At 33.7% G+C, this 19,173-nt stretch carries 17 protein-coding genes and 1 pseudogene; 12 read left to right on the top strand and 6 right to left on the bottom strand.

Features of this window, described 5'->3' with window-relative positions; all coding sequences use genetic code 11:
- Positions 1-376 precede the first annotated feature (376 nt).
- Complete coding sequence (locus LNP23_RS13605; RefSeq protein ID WP_230001611.1) at positions 377-1,255, bottom strand: dihydrodipicolinate synthase family protein; 879 nt, start codon at positions 1,253-1,255, stop codon at positions 377-379.
- Positions 1,256-1,271: 16 nt separating this feature from the next.
- Positions 1,272-1,730, bottom strand: a complete 459-nt coding sequence (locus LNP23_RS13600; RefSeq protein ID WP_047775967.1) for a cupin domain-containing protein — start codon at positions 1,728-1,730, stop codon at positions 1,272-1,274.
- Positions 1,731-1,937: 207 nt separating this feature from the next.
- Between LNP23_RS13600 and LNP23_RS13595 the strand changes: the two genes are divergently transcribed.
- A complete protein-coding gene (locus LNP23_RS13595; protein ID WP_230001610.1) occupies positions 1,938-3,665 on the top strand; it encodes a M14 family metallopeptidase in 1,728 nt (575 codons plus the stop codon).
- A gap of 186 nt (positions 3,666-3,851) precedes the next feature.
- Entirely contained in the window at positions 3,852-6,467 is a 2,616-nt protein-coding gene (locus tag LNP23_RS13590; RefSeq protein WP_230001609.1) for a type I restriction endonuclease, read from the top strand.
- 217 nt (positions 6,468-6,684) lie between these two features.
- Here LNP23_RS13590 and LNP23_RS13585 read toward each other — a convergent pair.
- Positions 6,685-6,984 (bottom strand): annotated as a pseudogene (locus tag LNP23_RS13585) (transcriptional regulator); the annotation flags it as partial.
- Positions 6,985-7,274: 290 nt separating this feature from the next.
- Positions 7,275-7,877, bottom strand: coding sequence for an NUDIX hydrolase (locus LNP23_RS13580; RefSeq protein WP_230001608.1), 603 nt, complete (start codon positions 7,875-7,877; stop codon positions 7,275-7,277).
- A 7-nt stretch (positions 7,878-7,884) separates the two neighbouring features.
- On the opposite strand from LNP23_RS13580, the gene pyrE reads away from it, so the two are divergent.
- The 3 genes from pyrE to LNP23_RS13565 all read left to right on the top strand — a co-directional run bounded on the left by pyrE (position 7,885) and on the right by LNP23_RS13565 (position 10,149).
- Positions 7,885-8,529, top strand: coding sequence for an orotate phosphoribosyltransferase (gene pyrE / locus LNP23_RS13575; protein WP_047776045.1), 645 nt, complete (start codon positions 7,885-7,887; stop codon positions 8,527-8,529).
- A gap of 158 nt (positions 8,530-8,687) precedes the next feature.
- Positions 8,688-9,080: a hypothetical protein gene (locus tag LNP23_RS13570; protein WP_047776047.1), complete on the top strand. Its 393-nt coding sequence runs from the start codon at positions 8,688-8,690 to the stop codon at positions 9,078-9,080.
- Between the two features lie 403 nt (positions 9,081-9,483).
- Entirely contained in the window at positions 9,484-10,149 is a 666-nt protein-coding gene (locus LNP23_RS13565) for a hypothetical protein (protein ID WP_230001607.1), read from the top strand.
- A 166-nt stretch (positions 10,150-10,315) separates the two neighbouring features.
- Here the strand turns inward: LNP23_RS13565 and LNP23_RS13560 are convergent, their stop codons facing one another.
- Positions 10,316-11,044: a biotin--[acetyl-CoA-carboxylase] ligase gene (locus LNP23_RS13560; RefSeq protein WP_230001606.1), complete on the bottom strand. Its 729-nt coding sequence runs from the start codon at positions 11,042-11,044 to the stop codon at positions 10,316-10,318.
- Between the two features lie 94 nt (positions 11,045-11,138).
- On the opposite strand from LNP23_RS13560, the gene rsfS reads away from it, so the two are divergent.
- The 7 genes from rsfS to LNP23_RS13525 all read left to right on the top strand — a co-directional run bounded on the left by rsfS (position 11,139) and on the right by LNP23_RS13525 (position 16,766).
- Positions 11,139-11,510, top strand: a complete 372-nt coding sequence (gene rsfS / locus LNP23_RS13555; protein WP_007809313.1) for a ribosome silencing factor — start codon at positions 11,139-11,141, stop codon at positions 11,508-11,510.
- 15 nt (positions 11,511-11,525) lie between these two features.
- Complete coding sequence (gene ftsH, locus LNP23_RS13550) at positions 11,526-13,451, top strand: ATP-dependent zinc metalloprotease FtsH (protein WP_047776055.1); 1,926 nt, start codon at positions 11,526-11,528, stop codon at positions 13,449-13,451.
- 113 nt (positions 13,452-13,564) lie between these two features.
- Complete coding sequence (locus LNP23_RS13545) at positions 13,565-14,173, top strand: lactate utilization protein B/C (RefSeq protein WP_047776058.1); 609 nt, start codon at positions 13,565-13,567, stop codon at positions 14,171-14,173.
- A gap of 1 nt (position 14,174) precedes the next feature.
- Positions 14,175-15,065 carry a phosphatidate cytidylyltransferase gene (locus LNP23_RS13540; RefSeq protein ID WP_047776060.1) on the top strand — a complete coding sequence of 297 codons (891 nt, stop codon included), beginning with the start codon at positions 14,175-14,177 and terminating at the stop codon, positions 15,063-15,065.
- The gene (locus tag LNP23_RS13535; RefSeq protein ID WP_047776063.1) at positions 15,055-15,708 is read left to right on the top strand and encodes a phosphatidylserine decarboxylase family protein; all 654 of its coding nucleotides are present in this window, start codon (positions 15,055-15,057) and stop codon (positions 15,706-15,708) included. Before LNP23_RS13540 ends, LNP23_RS13535 begins: the two co-directional genes overlap by 11 nt.
- Positions 15,709-15,978 carry an acyl-CoA-binding protein gene (locus LNP23_RS13530; protein WP_230001605.1) on the top strand — a complete coding sequence of 90 codons (270 nt, stop codon included), beginning with the start codon at positions 15,709-15,711 and terminating at the stop codon, positions 15,976-15,978.
- A gap of 8 nt (positions 15,979-15,986) precedes the next feature.
- On the top strand, positions 15,987-16,766 hold the full coding sequence (locus tag LNP23_RS13525; RefSeq protein WP_230001604.1) for a superoxide dismutase: 780 nt from the start codon (positions 15,987-15,989) through the stop codon (positions 16,764-16,766).
- Between the two features lie 440 nt (positions 16,767-17,206).
- Here the strand turns inward: LNP23_RS13525 and LNP23_RS13520 are convergent, their stop codons facing one another.
- Positions 17,207-19,075, bottom strand: coding sequence for an alpha-amylase family glycosyl hydrolase (locus tag LNP23_RS13520; RefSeq protein WP_230001603.1), 1,869 nt, complete (start codon positions 19,073-19,075; stop codon positions 17,207-17,209).
- Between the last annotated feature and the right edge of the window lie 98 nt (positions 19,076-19,173).

The following is a 19,173-nucleotide window of genomic DNA, read 5'->3' as shown; positions in this document are numbered from 1 at the left end:
TTTTTTTTCAGGTTTGGAGGTTCAAGTTTGAAGGTTCAAGTTTCATGTTTCAGGTTTCAGGTTTGAAGTTTCAGGTTTCAGGTTTTCCGTAAAAGGCTTCGACTCCGCTCAGCTTGACATACGGTATAGTCCTGAGCGAAGTCGAAGGGCGTCCTGACCAAAGCCGAAGCTCTCTCTGAGTCAAATCAAAGATCACCCAAACGAAGTCAAAAAACATCTTAAGCACAGCATTGCGCCTTTGCGAAAAACCTTTGCGAACCTTGCGGTTAAACACGCCATCCAAATCCACCCCCGTTTCAAACCTGAAACTTCAAACTTCAAACTTCAAACTTTTAAACCTGAAACTTGAAACATGAAACTTCAAACCTGAATCTTTTTAAACCTCCTCCAAAATCAATCCCAACTCCTTAACTTCACTCTCAGTCAATGGCTTCAAGGGACTCCTCAAAAAACCTCCATCGATTCCTTGAATTCCCAGACCTGCTTTTATCGCTCTTGGCAAACCTTTATTCACTATAAACTTCAAAAGATTTAATTGCTTGTAAAACACCTTCTGAGCTTCATTCAAGTCATTATTCTGAATCGCATTATACAAATCCGTATTTAAATTGGGAATCAAATTGGGTGCTGCCGTACACCATCCCGTAGCCCCGGCAGCAAACGCAGCCAATGCCAACGGATTTGAGCCGTTATAAAATGCCACATCGTCTCCCAGTTCTCTTTTCAAATAATGCATTCTCTGAACATCTCCCGTACTCTCTTTTATCATGGTAACATTGGGAATTTCAAGGATTCTTTTAAGCAAGGCCGGTGACATGTCTACTCCTCCGGTCGCCGGATTATTGTACGCCATGATTGGTACTGTTATTTGTTTTGCCACAGTATCAAAATGTTTTACAATTTCATCATCCGATAATTTCCAGTAACTCATCGGAATAATCATGACCGCATCGGCGCCTGCTTTCTCTGCAAATTTCGCATGATAAATCGTTCTTTCGGTCGTTAAGTTTGATACTCCAACCAAAACCGGAACCCTGCCTTTGACTTGTTGTATGGTTGCCTCCGTAACGGCTTCTTTCTCTTCGTCTGTCAAATAAGGCATTACACCCGTGCTGCCTAATGGCGCAACTGCATGTGAACCTGAAACAAGCAATCGCTCCAATAGTTTTTTATACAACGAAATATCTACTTTCTCTTCTTTATCAAAAGGAGTAATCGGATAAGCTATAATGCCTTTAAATAAGTTATTTTTCATTTGTTTTTTTAGCTTGTTAAAGATCTCTTCCCTCTTCCTCTCTCAAGGCAACACCCAAATTTTGAAGTTGCGGTGCGTTCTCACAAGCGATATATTTTGCAGACGCTTCACTACTCAGGTTCTTATGTCTGTGCCATGCCCAACTCGGAATATAAACGGCATCTCCGGCCTTCCACTCTACCCTTTCGTCTTCAACTTCTGTGTATCCATGCCCTTCTATAACATACAATACGGTTTCATAAGTATGTCTGTGTCTGTTTGTCATCTGATCCGGTAACAAACCTCCAATTGTCATGCTTACATTTTTACTGGGAAGATCAACGAAAAAAACCGGGTGTTTTCTTTCGGTAGAAAATTGATTGTGTACTCCGGCATCTTCTACATTTCTGTGAATTAATTTTTCCGGTTTCACAAATGTTGGTCGGGCAAAAGTTTGGTGAAAATCTTTTGATGAAAATTGTTCTTTAGTTTCCATAATTTTTGAAATTTTGTTTACTGCAGTATTGCATTTTCAAAACTACTTCAACTTTGGACTATGCAAGTGGTACAGTTTTAAAACAAACAACTAGTCCAGATTCAATTTCGGAAAATTAAATTTTAAAGAAACACTCCTGATAACTACAAAAGCATTAAAACATTTACAACAAATAATTATATTTGACTCCTATTAAAAACCCAAATCATGAGACTTTTCACAATTCCCATTTTACTTTTCACCCTTACAATTTTCGCGCAAAACACAAAAAAATACGATACTTTTTTCGAAAAAGGCAATGGAAATCAAGCGGCCGATTATCACGAAACTATAAAGTACTACACTCTTTTGTCCCAAGATTTTCCAACGGTTCAAATGCAGGAAATGGGGTTGACAGACTCGGGATATCCTTTGCACATGATTACTTTCAATCCGGATGCGGCATTTGATTTTAACGCCATTCAAAAAAACAAAGCTGTTCTTCTTGTCAACAACGGAATCCACGCCGGAGAACCGGACGGAATTGACGCCACCATGCAATTGTTCAGAGATTTGGCTTTAGGAAAAATTAAAGCGCCAAAAAACACGGTTATTGTAACGATTCCGGTGTATAATATTGGAGGTGCTTTAAACAGAAACTCAACGACAAGAGCCAATCAGGATGGTCCGGAAATTTATGGTTTCCGCGGAAATGCCCGAAACTATGACTTAAATAGGGATTTAATAAAGTCCGACACTCGAAATACCAAAAGTTTTGTCGAAATTTTCCAGAAAACAAATCCTGATGTTTTTATTGACAATCACGTAAGTAACGGATCAGATTATCAATACAAGCTAACGTATATTATGACGCAACACAATAAACTGGGAACCGTTTTGGGTGATTTTATGAATACCGAAATGATGCCGGCTTTAGTGAAAGATTTACAAAATAAAAAAATTGAAACAACCCCTTATGTAGATTCTTTTAAAGACACACCGGACAAAGGTTTTGGCCAGTTTACAGACAGTCCGAGGTATACTACGGGTTATACTTCACTATTTAATACAATCGGTTTTGTAGTTGAAACGCACATGCTTAAAAAGTATGCCGATCGTGTAAAAGTAACCTACGAATACATGAAATCGACAATTGACTTCATGGAGGCGAATTATTTAAAAATCAAACAGCTTAGAGCAAAAAACGAAGCACAATATCTACCTAAAAAGTCTTATACTTTGAAGTGGGAAATGGACAGTACCAAAACCACTAAATTCTCCTTTTTAGGCTATGAAGCGGGGTACAAAAAAAGTGATGCTACAACCGGAGACCGTTTGTACTATGATCGAAGCAAACCGTACAAAAAAGACGTTCCGTACATCAAAGAATTCAAATCGGTTAAAGAAGTTGTGATTCCAACCGCTTATATCATTCCACGTGGTTACTGGAACATCATTGATCTTTTGAAAAATAACGGAATTGCCTATTCTCAACTAAAAAACGACACAATTGTTGAGGTTGAAAGTTATAAAATCGCTGATTTCAAAACGGCTCCATCCGCTTATGAAGGGCATTATATACATCGAAACACAACGATAACTTCTAAAATCGTAAAAGTTGCTTTCGCGAAAGGAGATTACCTTGTGCCAACAAATCAAAAAGGCGCAAAATATTTATTGGAAGCTTTTGAACCGGAAGGTGTGGATTCGTTCTTCAATTGGAATTTCTTTGACGCTATTTTACAGCAAAAAGAACATTATTCTGAATATGTTTTTGAAGATACTGCTGCAAAACTGCTAAAAGAAAACCCGCAATTGAAAGCGGAATTAGAATCTAAAAAACAAAACGACGCAACATTTGCTAAAAGTCCTGAAGCACAATTAGAATGGATTTACAAACATTCTGCATATTATGAGAAGGCGCATTTGCAGTATCCGGTTTATCGGGTGCTTTGAGTTTTTTTATTTTTCTCTCAAAACGATATTAAAATAATAATTTTTTAAAATATAAATTCAAAATTATTATTTCCCAAAAAATCATTTTATTATAATCTTATTCTTTTTGAAATAATTTTAAAATAGTTATATATAAATACTTCTGTCTTTTTTTAGTTAACTTTAATTACAAATAATTAATAATCTATGACAAATATCAATCATTTTACAGAAAGCGATGTAGAAATGAAAATAATTCTACCTCTTTTAAAAAATACATTGCCAAACGGCCTTGGCTTAGAAGATTATCATATTCAAACCAAAGCAAGTCTAAAAAAAATCTTAATCGACAAAGGTACTTCTCAAAAATTATATTATCCCGATTTTGCAATAACAATTTTAGGAGTTCCGTTACTTATTGTGGAAGTCAAAAAACCAAATGAAAATCTAGATGAAGCATATAGACAAGCATGCTTATATGCAAATGAAATAAATAGGGAATTTCCAAAAAATGTTAATCCGTGTCAATTAGTTATTGCATCTGATGGTAATAGATTATTTGCAGGAACTAGCGATACAAGTACTCCTGAATTTAAAATTGACAAAATTAATTGGATTAATACTAATTTAGATTTTGATAACTTTTTAAATACGTTCAACTATAATAGATTAGAAACTAATGCAAGAAATTTTAGATCAAAAATACGTACTGATGCTAAATTCAAAAATCCAATAAATTTATTAGGTGGAAAAAATATTAGAAATTTAGAATCCAGTAATTCTTTTGGAGAAAATATTTCGATTCAATATAGACATCTCTTTAATCCGAAGCTTGAAATAGAAAAAAAAGATATTGTAATAAATGCTTACGTAAAATTGAATAAAGTTGAATCACATATTTCACCAATCGATAATATTATAAGACAACGAATTTTCAATAATGATGGAATTTTGATTTCAAACTTTGAAAATCCTTCCGAAATTATAAATAAATTTGACAATCCTAAAACTCTTAATAACCAAGTACTATTATTAATTGGCAGCGTTGGATCTGGTAAATCAACATTTACAACATATTTAAAAGAGGTAGCCTTAGATCAACAAATTAGAGACACGACTCATTGGATTAATTTAAATCTTAATGACGCTCCAGTAAATAAAGAAGAAATTTATAAATGGATAAAAAAATCTATTATAGATAATATTAAAAATAATTTTAATGATATTGAACTTGATAGTTTATCTTTTATTCTGGAATTATATAAAGAAGAAATTAGTTCACTAAAAAAAGGTGTCTTATCATTATTCATTGAAACTGATACAAAATACAGAGAATTATTAGCAGAAAATTTATTAAGGTTTCAAAATGATATTGATTTAACACTAGAAAAACTTATTCTAAGATTAATCAACGAAAAAAACAAAGAACTAGTGATTGTATTAGATAATTGTGATAAAAGAAATATCGAAGAACAACTATTAATGTTTGAAGTAGCCAATTGGTTAAAAGATAATATAAAAACAATAGTTTTTTTACCTCTTCGGGATACAACATATGAAAATCATAAATATGATAAACCACTGGATACCGTTGTAAAAGATTTAATCTTCAAAATAAATCCTCCAAATTTAGAACAAGTTCTTTCATCGAGAATATCATATGTTTCTAAATTATGTAACAATAATAGAGATGGCTTTTATTATTTAAGTAATGGCATAAAAGTAAAATACCCTTCGAAGGATGAAGAAAAATATTTAAAAAGTATTCTAAGTTCCTTATTTAATAATAATTTTTTCAAAAAGCTTATTTCAGGATTTGCAGGTAGAAATATCCGAAACGGAATTGAAATATTTTTAGATTTTTGTAAAAGCGGCCATATAAATGAAGCTGAAATCACAAAAATAATTAAATCTCAAAGTGAATATGTACTTCCTAATCATTTAATAAGTAAAGTTTTTATCAGAGGTAATAAAGTATATTATACCGATTCAAATTCAAGAATAAAAAACTTATTTTTCAGTGTTCCTAGCGATGAAATTCCTGATCCGTTTGTTAGAGTTTCTATTTTAAAATACTTGTTTGATAATCGATTTTCAACTGATGCACATAAAAATTTAACGGGCTACATAAAAACAGATCTACTAATTAAATTCTTAAATGCCCTTGGACACGATGAAAACAGAATTATTGAAGAATTAAAATATTTTTTAAGATTCAATCTAATAGAGAATGAATCATTAAACCCTGATTTCTTCAACAAACAAGACCTAATAACCATTACATCAACAGGTTGTGCGAATTATGAAATTATACGAAATATTGACTATTTAGCGTCTGCTGCTGAAGATATGTGGTATAGAGATAATATTCTAGCAGAAAAAATTGTTACAAATCTTTCAGGAAATGGAGAGTATGCACATTTATCAATACAATCCGTATCACTACATTCAAGAAATCTTATAAGTTATTTACAAAAATATTATAACAGTAATTTTTCATTTATTGTAGGTAAAATAATAGATACTGATTTTACACCTATTGATTTTGATCAAGTTAACTCTGATATAGATGATTTTGATAAAAACATAAAAACAAATACCAGACCTAATTTATCTAAAGATAGAGATTATGAAGCATCTGTTTTAAACATTCAACATTATGGAATGATATGTTCGATAGTAGACACACCCTTTTTTGGATTATTACATATAAGTGAATTACCAAATGATTTTCTTGTGAAATATTCTCTGGGAAATACATTAAAAATTAAAATTAAAAAATTTAAAAAAGAACACAACAAATATGACTTGATGTTAATATAATAATATCAAATCAAGATGTAACTTTGTATGAGGGATAAAAAAACTTACCCCTACTCGCGCTAGCGAAAGAAATAAACTATCAAATACAACGGTGTAAACTTGGGAAAGATTTTAACCTATTTTAGAAAATAGCTTAAAAATCTTGAAAGCATTAAAAAAGCCTAATAAACATATAATTTATTAGGCTTTTTTTAAAATATTGAAGAAAAAAATTATCCTTCAGTATTTTTTCTAAAAACTCAACTTTGTCTTTTTCAGACTGAACTAAACGTTCGTAGAGTTTTTTATTTTCTTCTACAGATTCCATTAATTTGTCTAACGGATTAAAAGTGCAATGGTTATTAAACGTCCCTGCATTATTATCTGTGAAACTATCGAAATAATTAATTGCAGCTTCCTCTGAAAAATTCTTAAGTGCTTCAATACTTACTCCTAAAGCTTCCTGTTTTATATCTCTAAGCTCACGAATTCGGCTAATTTTTCGTTCTACGTGATTTGGTTTTGCTAATGTGCTAATAATTCAAAGATAAAGTATTGCTTATATGTAAACAAAAGTACGATTTTTGAGACATGAAATAGTTAAAATTAAAAAATTATATAAAGCCCTCCCTAAGACAAGTCTCTCACTCCTGAGCGCAATCAAACCCTAAGAAATAGTTTTCAGTCCCAGTTCCTGTTTTCACAAAACCTGAAACCTGAAACTTGAAACAACCTAAAAAAATTCCAAATTCCAATTGAAATTGAATCTAAAAGTTCAACATAAAATTGGAATTTGGAATTTTAAAGATTTGGAATTTACACCAGCAGTTATTGGAACTGAATTTCTTCTTCAAATAACAGTTTGATGTTTTCGTACGAATTCTTCAAGGCTTCTTTAATTTGTTCAGGGTTTAACCAGGCGACCTTTTCAATACCTTCTTCCTGTTGTCCGTGTGGTGTTCCTTCGAAATCGGAATGCATTTCGAACCAGTGTGTGATTTTGAGCTTGTATTTTCCGTTACGTTTAAAAACGTGATAGGTTTTTTGAAGCTTATTTGTGATTCTTAATTTTCCTACGCCAGTCTCTTCTTCGACTTCGCGCATGGCAGTGTTCTCTATTTCCTCTCCTTTTTCGATTCCGCCTTTTGGCAGATCCCACTTTCCGTTTCTGAAAATAAATAAAACTTCCCCTTTTTTATTGTAAACTAGTCCTCCACCGGCTTTGTTTACAGGAATTTTAGCCTTCAGCGTCTTCAATATCTCCTTTTCATCAGGATGGTACAAATACGCTTTTTGAATTTTATTCTGAAAAATTTTGACAATAAGCTGTTCAATATCAATGCTCTCTAACAGAAATAATTGAAAATTGGTCTCTCTTGAGATTTCATTTGTCAAAAAAAGTGGTTTGTCGTTCACAAAAACTTTATACATTTGTACTATGATTTTTAATAAAGATACAGCCGAAAAAACAGCCGAATTGCTTTTGCAAATAAATGCAATTAAATTGAATCCAGAAAATCCTTTTACATGGGCTTCTGGATGGAAGTCACCTATTTACTGCGATAATAGGTTAATTCTTTCATTTCCAGCCATCCGAAATTTCATTCGTGATGAGTTTGCGAAAAATATAGAAAAACAATTTGGGAAACCAGATGTCATTGCCGGTGTCGCAACGGGGGCAATAGGAATTGGTATTTTAGTGGCCGAAAGCCTTGGATTACCTTTCGTATATGTACGCCCGGAAGCAAAAAAACACGGAAGACAGAATCAAGTAGAAGGCTTCCTGCAAAAAGGTCAGAGTGTAGTTGTCGTAGAAGATTTAATTAGTACCGGAAACAGTAGTCTTATGGCTGTTGAAGCTTTACGCAATGAAGGTGCTATTATTAAAGGAATGGCAGCAGCCTTTACTTATGGCTTTAATGTTGCCGAAGAAAACTTTAAAAACGCTAATATCGATTTGTACACACTAAGTAATTACGAGAACTTATTGGATTTAGCGGTACAAAAACAATACATCTCTGAGGATGATATGGCTGCATTAAAAGAATGGAATGTGAGTCCGTCAACTTGGAGACAGGAGTAATTGTAGATTTTAGATTGCAGATTTTAGATTCTTGGTCTTGATTCTACAACTTAAACATAAAACCTTTGCGAACTTTGCGTTTATAACGTTTTACAATAGAACAAAACTTGCGAACTTTGCGGTTAAACAACCAACTTAGCTTAAATAAAAAATAAAATATGAACTTAGAAAGTCCAAAAGTTACTGTTCAGAAATCAGCGCAAGATCTATTTGATTTATTGACTGATGTTAGGAATTTTGAAAAATTAATGCCGGATAACATTGCTAAATTTGAAGTAATTGGCGAAGATGCTTTTATTTTTGGATTAAAAGGGATGCCGGAAATAAAACTAAAAATGAAAGAAAAAACAGCTCCAAACAAGATTGTCTTGGGTGCTGCTAGTGATAAACTTCCGTTTACATTGGTTTCTAACATTGATAGTATTTCTGACTCAGAAAGTGCTGTACAATTGCAATTCGAAGGTGAATTTAATGCCATGATGGCCATGATGATCAAAGGACCAATTAGCAAATTCATTGAAACTTTGGCTACTAATATGACAAAGCTTTAATTGTAAATTAGCCCACATAATAAAAAAGTCCGATTTTACGATCGGACTTTTTTATTGTTTTATTTTCTCTCGCAGATTTGGCAGATTTTCGTTTTGTCTTGCTTGTAAAATTACAACGTCATGAAGTCTTTTATGCACGCAGATTTTACAGATTTAGCGGATTTACATCTATAACAAAATTAAAATCCCCAATTTTAGCTCTTCCTCTCTGAACCTTTGCTCTTTTTAGTCTTTGAACCTCCCAGCCTCCCCTCTCGCTAAAAACTTAGCAACTCAGCATCTCAGCGCCTCAGAACCTTAAAAAAACCCAATTCATCCTCAAAAAACCACAACTCAGAACTATAAATTATTCCGCTCCGCATTATTGATCGAAGTTTGGCTCATTAAACTAAAACACATCAAAATGGAACCAGTTATTAAAATTTTAATTTACATTCATGCTTTTTTTGGAGGACTTGGACTAATTACCGGAATTGGGAGTATTATAGTCCGAAAAGGCGGAAAACTGCATAAAAGAATGGGGAAACTGTTCTCTATTGGCATGATCACCAGCTCTCTTATCTCGTTACCGATTTGCTGGATGCCAAAGCATCAAAATATATTTTTATTTCTAATTGGATTGTTTACCATCTATCTTGTTATTTCGGGAAACAGAGCTTTGACTTTTAAACATAAACCCAAAGCAGATAGATTAGACAAAATAATCTCAGGAACGATGTTATTCTTTTCAGTACTAATGATTTCTTTAGGCGTTTATTGTCAATTGAATAACATTGCAAACGGAATTCTATTTACATTTTTTGGTGGATTTGGATTTTACATGACCGTAAAAGATTTTATTTTCTATAAAAACTTTTCGGAAACCAATAGAAACTGGCTTTCAAAACATATCGGAAAGATGATTGGAGCTTTAATTGCCTCTATTACGGCCTATATCGTCGCCGGATTAGGAATTGGAAATTTAATAGCCTGGATCACACCGTCAATCTTAGGAACAATCTATATTATTTACTGGAATAGAAAAATTGAACCGAAAAAGAATGTCAGCACGCAGATTGAACAGATTTAGATATTTCTTTTAAATCTTGTATAAAAGTCATGAGTTTTTTTTAAGCACGCAGATTTAGCGGATTTATTTCTATCAACAATTAAAATCTTTCAATTTCAATTCTTCCCTCTGAACCTTTCACAACCAAAAACTCAGCAACTCAGAACCTCAGAACCTTAGCACCTCCCTAATAAAGCATCTGAATCTCCTTAATCTCAAACTCTTTCACAGAGTCGTCCTCAAGCATTATTTGTATTTTTCCAACAGGAGAAACCCCTTGAATAATTCCCATGAAGTTTTGATTCTGGAGATTTTTAAAAGGCATTGGAACCCCCTTTCTGAACAAAGAATTAAAGTATTCGTCCCAGAAAACTTTAGAATTGGTTTTCCATGCCTCAATTTTCTGTTCTATCTTTTCTGTGATTAAAAAAGGTAAAACATCCTTATCAAAAGTTCTTCCGGAAATTACCGATAAAGAGGAAGCATTAGGCAATTCGGTGAAATTTGTTTGATTAACATTCAGTCCTAATCCAACAACTGACACGATTCTGCCATCACTTTTGAGAGTATTTTCTATTAGTATGCCACCAATCTTCTTGTTATATGACATAATGTCGTTTGGCCATTTTATACTTAAATCAGAAATATCCAATGATTTTAAAGTTTCAATTACGGCTAATGAAACTACTATACTTAAATTAAAAACCTGTTCATTATCAAACAAAAAACCCTTCACCAAGGCGCTCATAATTAAGTTTTTACCGGATTCAGACTGCCATTTGGAGCCCATTTGCCCCTTGCCTTTTATCTGATTTTCAGCTGTTACCACTGTAAAATTATCAAGCTCTTCCTGGCTCGCCAATGCCTTAAGAAAATCGTTTGTAGAATCTATGGCATCGAGTTTGATTAGTTTCATTTAAATAATTTATTTATACTTAATTTAATATTTTGTTAAGGTTCAAAATTAATGACAAAAATTGGTAACTTTACAAAATCATATAAAATAATTCATGGCGAAAAAGACTATTAATAATGACGTTCTATTAGCGAACATAATCAAAGGAATTGAAGAAGTAAAAGGGAATGATATCGATATTCTTGACTTAAGAGAAATAGACACGGCTGTTTGTGACTATTTTGTAATTTGCAACGGAAGCTCTAACACTCAAGTTAACGCCATTGTAAACTCAATTCAGAAAACAGTATCCAAAGATTTAAAAGATAAACCTTGGCACGTAGAAGGAACCGATAACGCAGAATGGGTTCTGATGGACTATGTTCATATCGTGGTACATGTTTTCCAAAAACACATCCGTGAATACTATAATATCGAGAGCCTTTGGGGTGATGCCAAAATAACTACAATCGAAAACAAATACTAAAGAAAATTTTTTCTAATGGCTAAAGATAATAATCCAAATCCGAGTAAATTTAAAATAAGTCCCTGGTTAATATATACTGCAATACTTCTGGTTTTTTTATTTATAAGTTTTGCAACCGGAGGATCTAGCTTAAGCGAACCCGCTCAATTGACCTCTTCTAAATTCAATACTTTATTAGAAAAAGGACAAATTGAAAAAGTAATCGTATACAACAAAGCGGAAGCTGAAGTATACCTTACAACAGCAGCACTAAAAGATGCAGCGAATAAAAAAGTAGCAAAAGATATTTTTGAAAGACCTAACAAAGGTCCTCATTATACTTTAGAAATTGGTAACGACCAGATTTTTCAAACGAAATTAGAGAAAGCAGTTGGCGAAGGCAAACTGAAAGATTTTAATTTCTTGCAAAAAAACAACTGGAGCGATATCCTGATCAGCTTACTTCCTATCATCATTATTATTGGTGTTTGGATTTTCATTATGCGTAAAATGTCAGGCGGTGCCGGTGGCGGTGGAGGACAAATTTTCAACATTGGAAAATCGAAAGCAAAACTGTTTGATGAAAAAACAGATATCAAAACAACATTCAAAGATGTTGCTGGTTTAGAAGGTGCAAAAGAAGAAATACAAGAAATTGTAGAATTCCTTAAAAATCCTGAAAAATACACCAATCTTGGAGGTAAAATTCCAAAAGGAGCCTTATTGGTAGGACCTCCGGGAACTGGTAAAACCTTACTTGCAAAAGCAGTTGCGGGTGAAGCTCAAGTACCTTTCTTCTCTTTATCAGGTTCTGATTTTGTAGAAATGTTTGTTGGTGTTGGTGCTTCACGTGTACGTGATTTGTTTAAACAAGCAAAAGAAAAATCTCCTGCTATTATCTTCATCGATGAAATTGATGCAGTTGGTAGAGCAAGAGGAAAAAGCAATATGTCAGGCGGAAATGACGAAAGAGAAAATACTTTGAACCAATTACTTACAGAAATGGATGGTTTTGGTACAAACTCTAACGTAATCGTTTTGGCTGCAACCAACAGAGCTGATGTTCTTGATAAAGCTTTAATGCGTGCTGGTCGTTTTGACAGACAAATTTTTGTTGACTTACCGGACATTCGCGAAAGAGCTGAAATCTTTGCAGTACACTTAGCTCCTATCAAAAAAGTAGAAGGTCTTGATTTAGATTTCTTAGCCAAACAAACTCCTGGTTTCTCAGGTGCTGATATTGCAAATGTTTGTAACGAAGCTGCTTTGATTGCGGCGCGTAATAACAAAACTGCAGTAGACAAACAAGATTTCCTTGATGCTGTTGACAGAATCATCGGAGGTCTTGAAAAGAAAAACAAAATCATTACTCCAGAAGAGAAAAGAGCAATTGCGATTCACGAAGCGGGTCACGCAACGGTAAGCTGGATGTTAGAACATGCCGCACCACTTATTAAAGTAACTATTGTGCCACGTGGACAAAGTTTAGGAGCTGCCTGGTACCTTCCGGAAGAAAGACAAATCGTTAGAACAGATCAAATGTTAGACGAAATGTGTGCTACTATGGGTGGAAGAGCTGCTGAAAAAGTAACTTTTGACAGAATTTCAACCGGAGCATTAAGTGACTTGGAAAAAGTAACACGCCAAGCTCGTGCTATGGTAACGATTTACGGTTTGAATGATAAAATCGGAAATGTTACCTATTACGACTCAAGTGGACAAAGCGAATACAACTTCTCGAAACCTTATTCTGATGAGACAGCAAAGATTATCGATGCTGAAATTTCAGAATTAATTGAAGGTCAATACAAAAGAGCCATTCAAATTCTGGAAGAAAACAAAGACAAATTAAATCAGCTTGCTGATATCTTAATTGAAAAAGAAGTTATTTTCAAAGATGACTTAGAAACAATTTTCGGAAAACGTACTTTTGATAAAAATCTTGAAGAAGTAGTTTCGTAAATTATACAGAAATATTTAATATTTTTTAAAATCTTAATTCAAAATAGCCTTTTGAATTAAGATTTTTTTATCTTTGAACGTTTTCAATTAACATGTAAAGTATTTCATATAAAATGAATTTTTTCAAAAAAATATTTGGTTCCGGTGACTCCGCTTCTGATGAAGAACATGAAAGCGAATATGGAGGAAGTGCGGCAAGTCCTGATAGTCATTTGTCAATTGACGAGAGGTTCATTTTTAATTTTAAGAAGAATGGCGGTAAATTTTTGTATTGTGAAAACAAACAAGAAGTTGCTGAACAGTTTGAAAATATTCTGGAAGAAAACGACTGGTTCGAAAACGAAGTTTTATGTTATGAACCGGGGTTATTTAGCCTGTTAGAAGAGAATAAATTACTTTATATCTCTCCTAGAAATCCTAAATTTTTACTTGCCTCTTGCGAAAACCTTATTGCCGATGAAGGTTCGATCTTGTTTTCATCCAAACAAATCAGACAAGACAAACCAAACGAATTACCTGCTAACATTGTCATAATAGCAACCACAAGTCAGATCCTGGCTATAAAAAGCGATGGTCTAAGTGCTATTAAACACAAATACGAAAGGGATTATCCAACTAATATTACCACAATAAAATATTTCGAAAAAGCAAAAGAAGAAGATTTTACACAATACGGAAGTGTTGCAAAAAATCTATATTTATTGCTCTTAGAGGATCTTTAAGATGAACGAAACACTCAAGCGAGCCATTTCCGGTGCTGTTTATATTGCTTTACTATTAAGTTCGATCTTGTTTTCTACTGAAAGCTTTATTATCCTTTTTGGTATTTTCCTGATCATTACAATTTACGAGTTTTGCAACTTGGTAAGCCTTAATAAAATCTTCGCCATTCTATTCGGAGTTTTGTTATATGCTGTTATTGTACTCCTAAGTCATTACAACAAACAGACAACTGCTTATCTGGATGAATTGTTTCAAACAAACCTCGATTTAGAAACCAACATTCAACAATTAAATCTGATACTTCTTGCTGTTACAGTAGTGATATCAGTTAAATGTATTATATTCTTATTTTATGACTCTGTTCAAAAAGTAAGCATTTCCTCAAAATATCTCTACCTACTGGGATATATTACACTACCCTTTCTTTTTATTGTCAAAATTTCTTTTGGAACCAACGATTACAATCCGAAAATTATTATTGGACTATTCGTTCTGATCTGGACCAATGATACTTTTGCTTATCTGGTTGGAAAATCGATGGGAAAACACAAACTTTTTGAGCGTGTTTCTCCAAAAAAGACCATAGAAGGATTCCTGGGAGGTGTTGTATTCGCTGCTTTTGCCGGTTTTTTAATTTCAAAACTTTACATTCAGCCTAGTCCGGCTTTTAGTAATAAATCTATTTTAATATGGACGATTATTGCTTTAATAGTAAGTGTTTTTGGAACGATCGGTGATTTGATCGAGTCTAAATTTAAGAGAATCGCCGGTGTAAAAGACAGCGGTTCGATAATGCCGGGACACGGAGGCATCTTAGATCGCCTGGATAGTGTTATATTTGTTGCACCATTTATATTTTTATTTTACCAAATTTTATATTATGTTTCATAAAGAAGGAGCCCCATCAATCTTATTAGGTACAGTTTTTACTGTTGCCGTACTTTTAATTGCTGAAAAATTTATCGATATCAATTGGCTAAGAATGCTTGTTCAAATAGCAGCTTTGTTAATTTTGATTATTATTCTGCAATTTTTTAGAAACCCAAAAAGAATCGCCGTTTTAAACAGTGATCACATTCTTGCTCCAGTTGATGGAAAAGTTGTGGTAATTGAAGAAGTTTACGAAGGTGAATTCTTTAAAGACAAACGTCTTCAGGTTTCTATTTTTATGTCACCAATAAACGTGCACGTTACGCGCTACGCAATGAACGGTATTATCAAATTCAGCAAATACCACCCTGGAAAGTTTTTAGTTGCATGGCATCCAAAAGCAAGTGAAGAAAACGAAAGAACAACTGTTGTTATCGAAAATGATACTTTCGGACAGGTATTATACAGACAAATTGCAGGTGCTTTGGCACGTCGGATTGTGAATTATGCCGAAGAAGGAATGCAGGTTATTCAGGGAACTGATGCAGGTTTTATTAAATTTGGTTCGAGAGTAGATTTATTTTTACCTTTAGGTACTCCAATTAATGTGGAATTAAACCAAAAAGCAATTGGAGGAAAAACCATTATTGCTACAAAAGCTTAAATGACGATAAAAGATTTAGATACACGTTTCTCTGAGGCTGTAGAAAATGCATTAAAAATGACACAAGCCACGTTGCCGCAAGATGTGCAACTAAGGCTATATGCCTATTACAAACAAGCCACTTTTGGAACTGCCGTTTACAATCAATCTGAAAATTTTGATTTAAGAGACGCTTTCAAAACAAATGCATGGATGCAAATAAGCCATTTATCAAGAGATGAGGCTAAAGAAAATTATATCGAAATCATTAATTCACTAACAGCAAAATAATTTTTATTATGAAGAAAAACATTGTTCGTTTCAGTATTTTAACTTCATTCTTAGCATTATTTTCTTGTCAGGACAATAAGCTAACCGAAGTTGTAGAAGTTCCTTTACCAACAAAAGAAGAGAAAATACTCATAGGAACACCCGATGATGTAAAAGCAGACGCAGGATCTTTTGCTTTAACCAAACTTTCTTTTGCTTATGACGGTTTAGCCCCTGCCATACGATCACTTACTTTAGAAACACATTATTCAAAACATTATTTATCGTATACAAATACTTTAAATAAAGAAATTGTTTCTACCGAATATGAGAATATGACGATTGAAGATATACTGAAAAAATTAGATCTCAACAATGCCAAACTTCGTCAAAATGCTGGTGGGTATTACAATCACACGCTTTATTTTAATATTCTGACACCAAAAGAGCAAACCCCAAAAGATACGCTTGCAGGTTCAATTAATAAAGAATTTGGTTCGTTTAATAATCTTACACACCAATTTAAAAGTCAGGCAACAAAACAATTTGGTTCGGGCTGGGTTTGGCTGGTAGTGGACAAATTAGGGAAATTACAGGTCACAACGACCGATAATCAGGACAATCCACTAATGAAAAATGCTTTGATTCCCGGAACACCCATTATGGGAATTGACCTTTGGGAGCATGCTTATTATCTCGATTATCAAAACCGAAAAGGAACCTATATTGATGCTTTTTATCAACACATAAATTGGGAAAAAGTAAACGAAAATTATATTGAGGCTTTAAAGAAAGTAAGAAAAGTATAAAACATAAAAAACAGGCTGTTTCTACATTAAGAGACAGCCTGTTTTTTTTATCCTTATAACTTTTAAGGTTAGAAAGTTTAACCGCAAGGGTCGCAAAGGGTTTGCGCAAAGGACGCAAGTTTTACTTATAGCTTTGTATTTTTTTTTAGCACGCAGATTTTGCAGATTAGGCTGATTTATTTACTGCTAACAAAACAACAGTAGCTATTTTAACTTTGCGCGGCAACAAAAAAATCTGCCAAATCTGCGTGATAAAAAAATATCAAATTGTAAATGAATCTATTTTCAACTCTAAACCGAAAACCAAAACTGTTTTTTTTAAAGCTTCAATAACTTTACGGCAAAATGCACTAAGTAATATTATATCTTTTTATAAAGTCTAAGAAAAAAAATCATAGCGAACCTAGCGTAAACCCTTTGCGACCCTTGCGGTTAAAAAGTTACTTCACTTCATAAATAAACGACTCAGAAGGCCCTATTTTAACTCGTGCAACGCCTTCACCATTCTTTACTGTAAAATAGATTTTATTCTGCAAATACAACTGATCCAAAAGCACGTAAGAACCCTCCTTTAATTTCCATTTAGAAATAACATCAGAAGGAACTTTTAATTCGAATTCGCTTGTCTTTTCCGAAGAAAAATTAGCCACAACAATCAATTTCTGGTTTTCGGACCAACGCACATAGGAATAAATCAGATCGGTATAACCTGTATTCTGACGATTTACAGAATGAATTTCCTGAAAACTTCCCATCAAAGCCGGACTGTTAATCGAAAAATTCAATAAACGTTTATAAAAATCACGAAGACTCTTCTCTGACTCTGAAAGCTGCCCACCATCAAATTTTCCCTCATTCATCCAACGCTGATGATTTGGGACACCTATATAATCAAAAATTGAAGTTCGGGAACGCGTACCGAAACCGGCGTTTTCATTTCCGGCCTCTCCTACTTCCTGTCCAAAATACACCATGGTTGGCGATGTGCTGATTGTAGTAGAAACAACCATCAATGGTTTACCTTTTTCCGGAGTTCCTGCAAATTCAGGACTTGCCAAGCGCTGTTCATCATGATTGTCTAAAAAATGCAACATATGATGTTCGATATCCGACATTCTGTTTTGAATTTCAGACAAACCATCAGTTGAAGATTTTCCACGAATAATATCTTTTAGCTTATCGTATGTTTCTACTTTATCATACAAATAGTCCATTTTCCCCAAACGGATATAATTTCGGTATTCATTCGGATTATAAACTTCAGCCAATAAAAAGGCTTTTGGGTTTTTCATTTTGATTGCCGAATTCATATAACTCCAAAATTCATAAGGAACCATTTCGGCCATATCATAACGAAAACCATCAACCCCTTTAGCTGTCCAATACAAGGCAATCGATTTAAATTTCTTCCAGGAATCCGGCACGTCTTTATCCTGCCAAAAGGCAAAATGCTCTTGATAGGTTTTTTGATCAAAACCAGCCGGAAGTTCCGGAAAATCCTTTGAACCATCCGGACGAATTCCATAATTTACTTTTACGGTTTCGTACCAATCGTTTTGGTCCGGTTTTATTTTACGGGAGCCATTACCGGTCCATTTTGCCGGGTTTTCATCAAAAACACCATCAACGAGAGGGCTTTTTTCTCCATTAAGCGGAATATCGCCATCAGGAATCTGAAAATGTTGATTCGGAATATAATAGAAGTTATTGTTTTTACTGTATTCAACCTTTACATTATCATCAGCGCCAAAATCCCGAACACCCTCCGGATTGCTTTTTCCTTCATACTTTCTGGCAATATGATTGGGTACTATATCAATAATGACTTTCAAACCCGCTTTATGGGTTCGCGCAATCAAAGTTTCGAATTCCTGTAAACGATTCGCAGGATTCACCGCTAAATCAGGGTTTACATTGTAATAATCTTTCACTGCATAAGGAGAACCTGCTCTTCCTTTTACCACTTCCGGATCATCGTTTGAAATTCCATAAGCTGTATAATCACGAACCAAAGCATGATGTGGAACTCCGGTATACCAAACATAAGTCACCCCTAAATCTTTAATTTCATGCAATGCTTTATCTGTAAAATCATCAAACTTTCCAACCCCATTTTCTTCAATAGTGCCCCATGGTTTATTGGTGGTGTTTTTATTTCCGAATAAACGTGTAAAAACCTGATATACGACAATTTTCTTAGCTGCAGCAACTTCCTCTTTGTCTCTGTTCATTTTCAAATCTTTTGTTTTACATGCCGAAAACAGCATCGTCACAGCCATTCCTGCAACAAAAATTCTTTTACTTATCATATTGATTTTATAAACTGATTTTTTTCTAAACCGAAAGATTAAATCGATAATTTAGAAACCATTTATTAAATTTAAACTAATTTTTAAAATCCGAAGAA

Source organism: Flavobacterium cupriresistens (assembly GCF_020911925.1).
GTDB classification, from domain to species: domain Bacteria; phylum Bacteroidota; class Bacteroidia; order Flavobacteriales; family Flavobacteriaceae; genus Flavobacterium; species Flavobacterium cupriresistens.
Note: the sequence above shows the minus strand (reverse complement) of the source record. Positions and strands in the feature narration are given on the sequence as shown.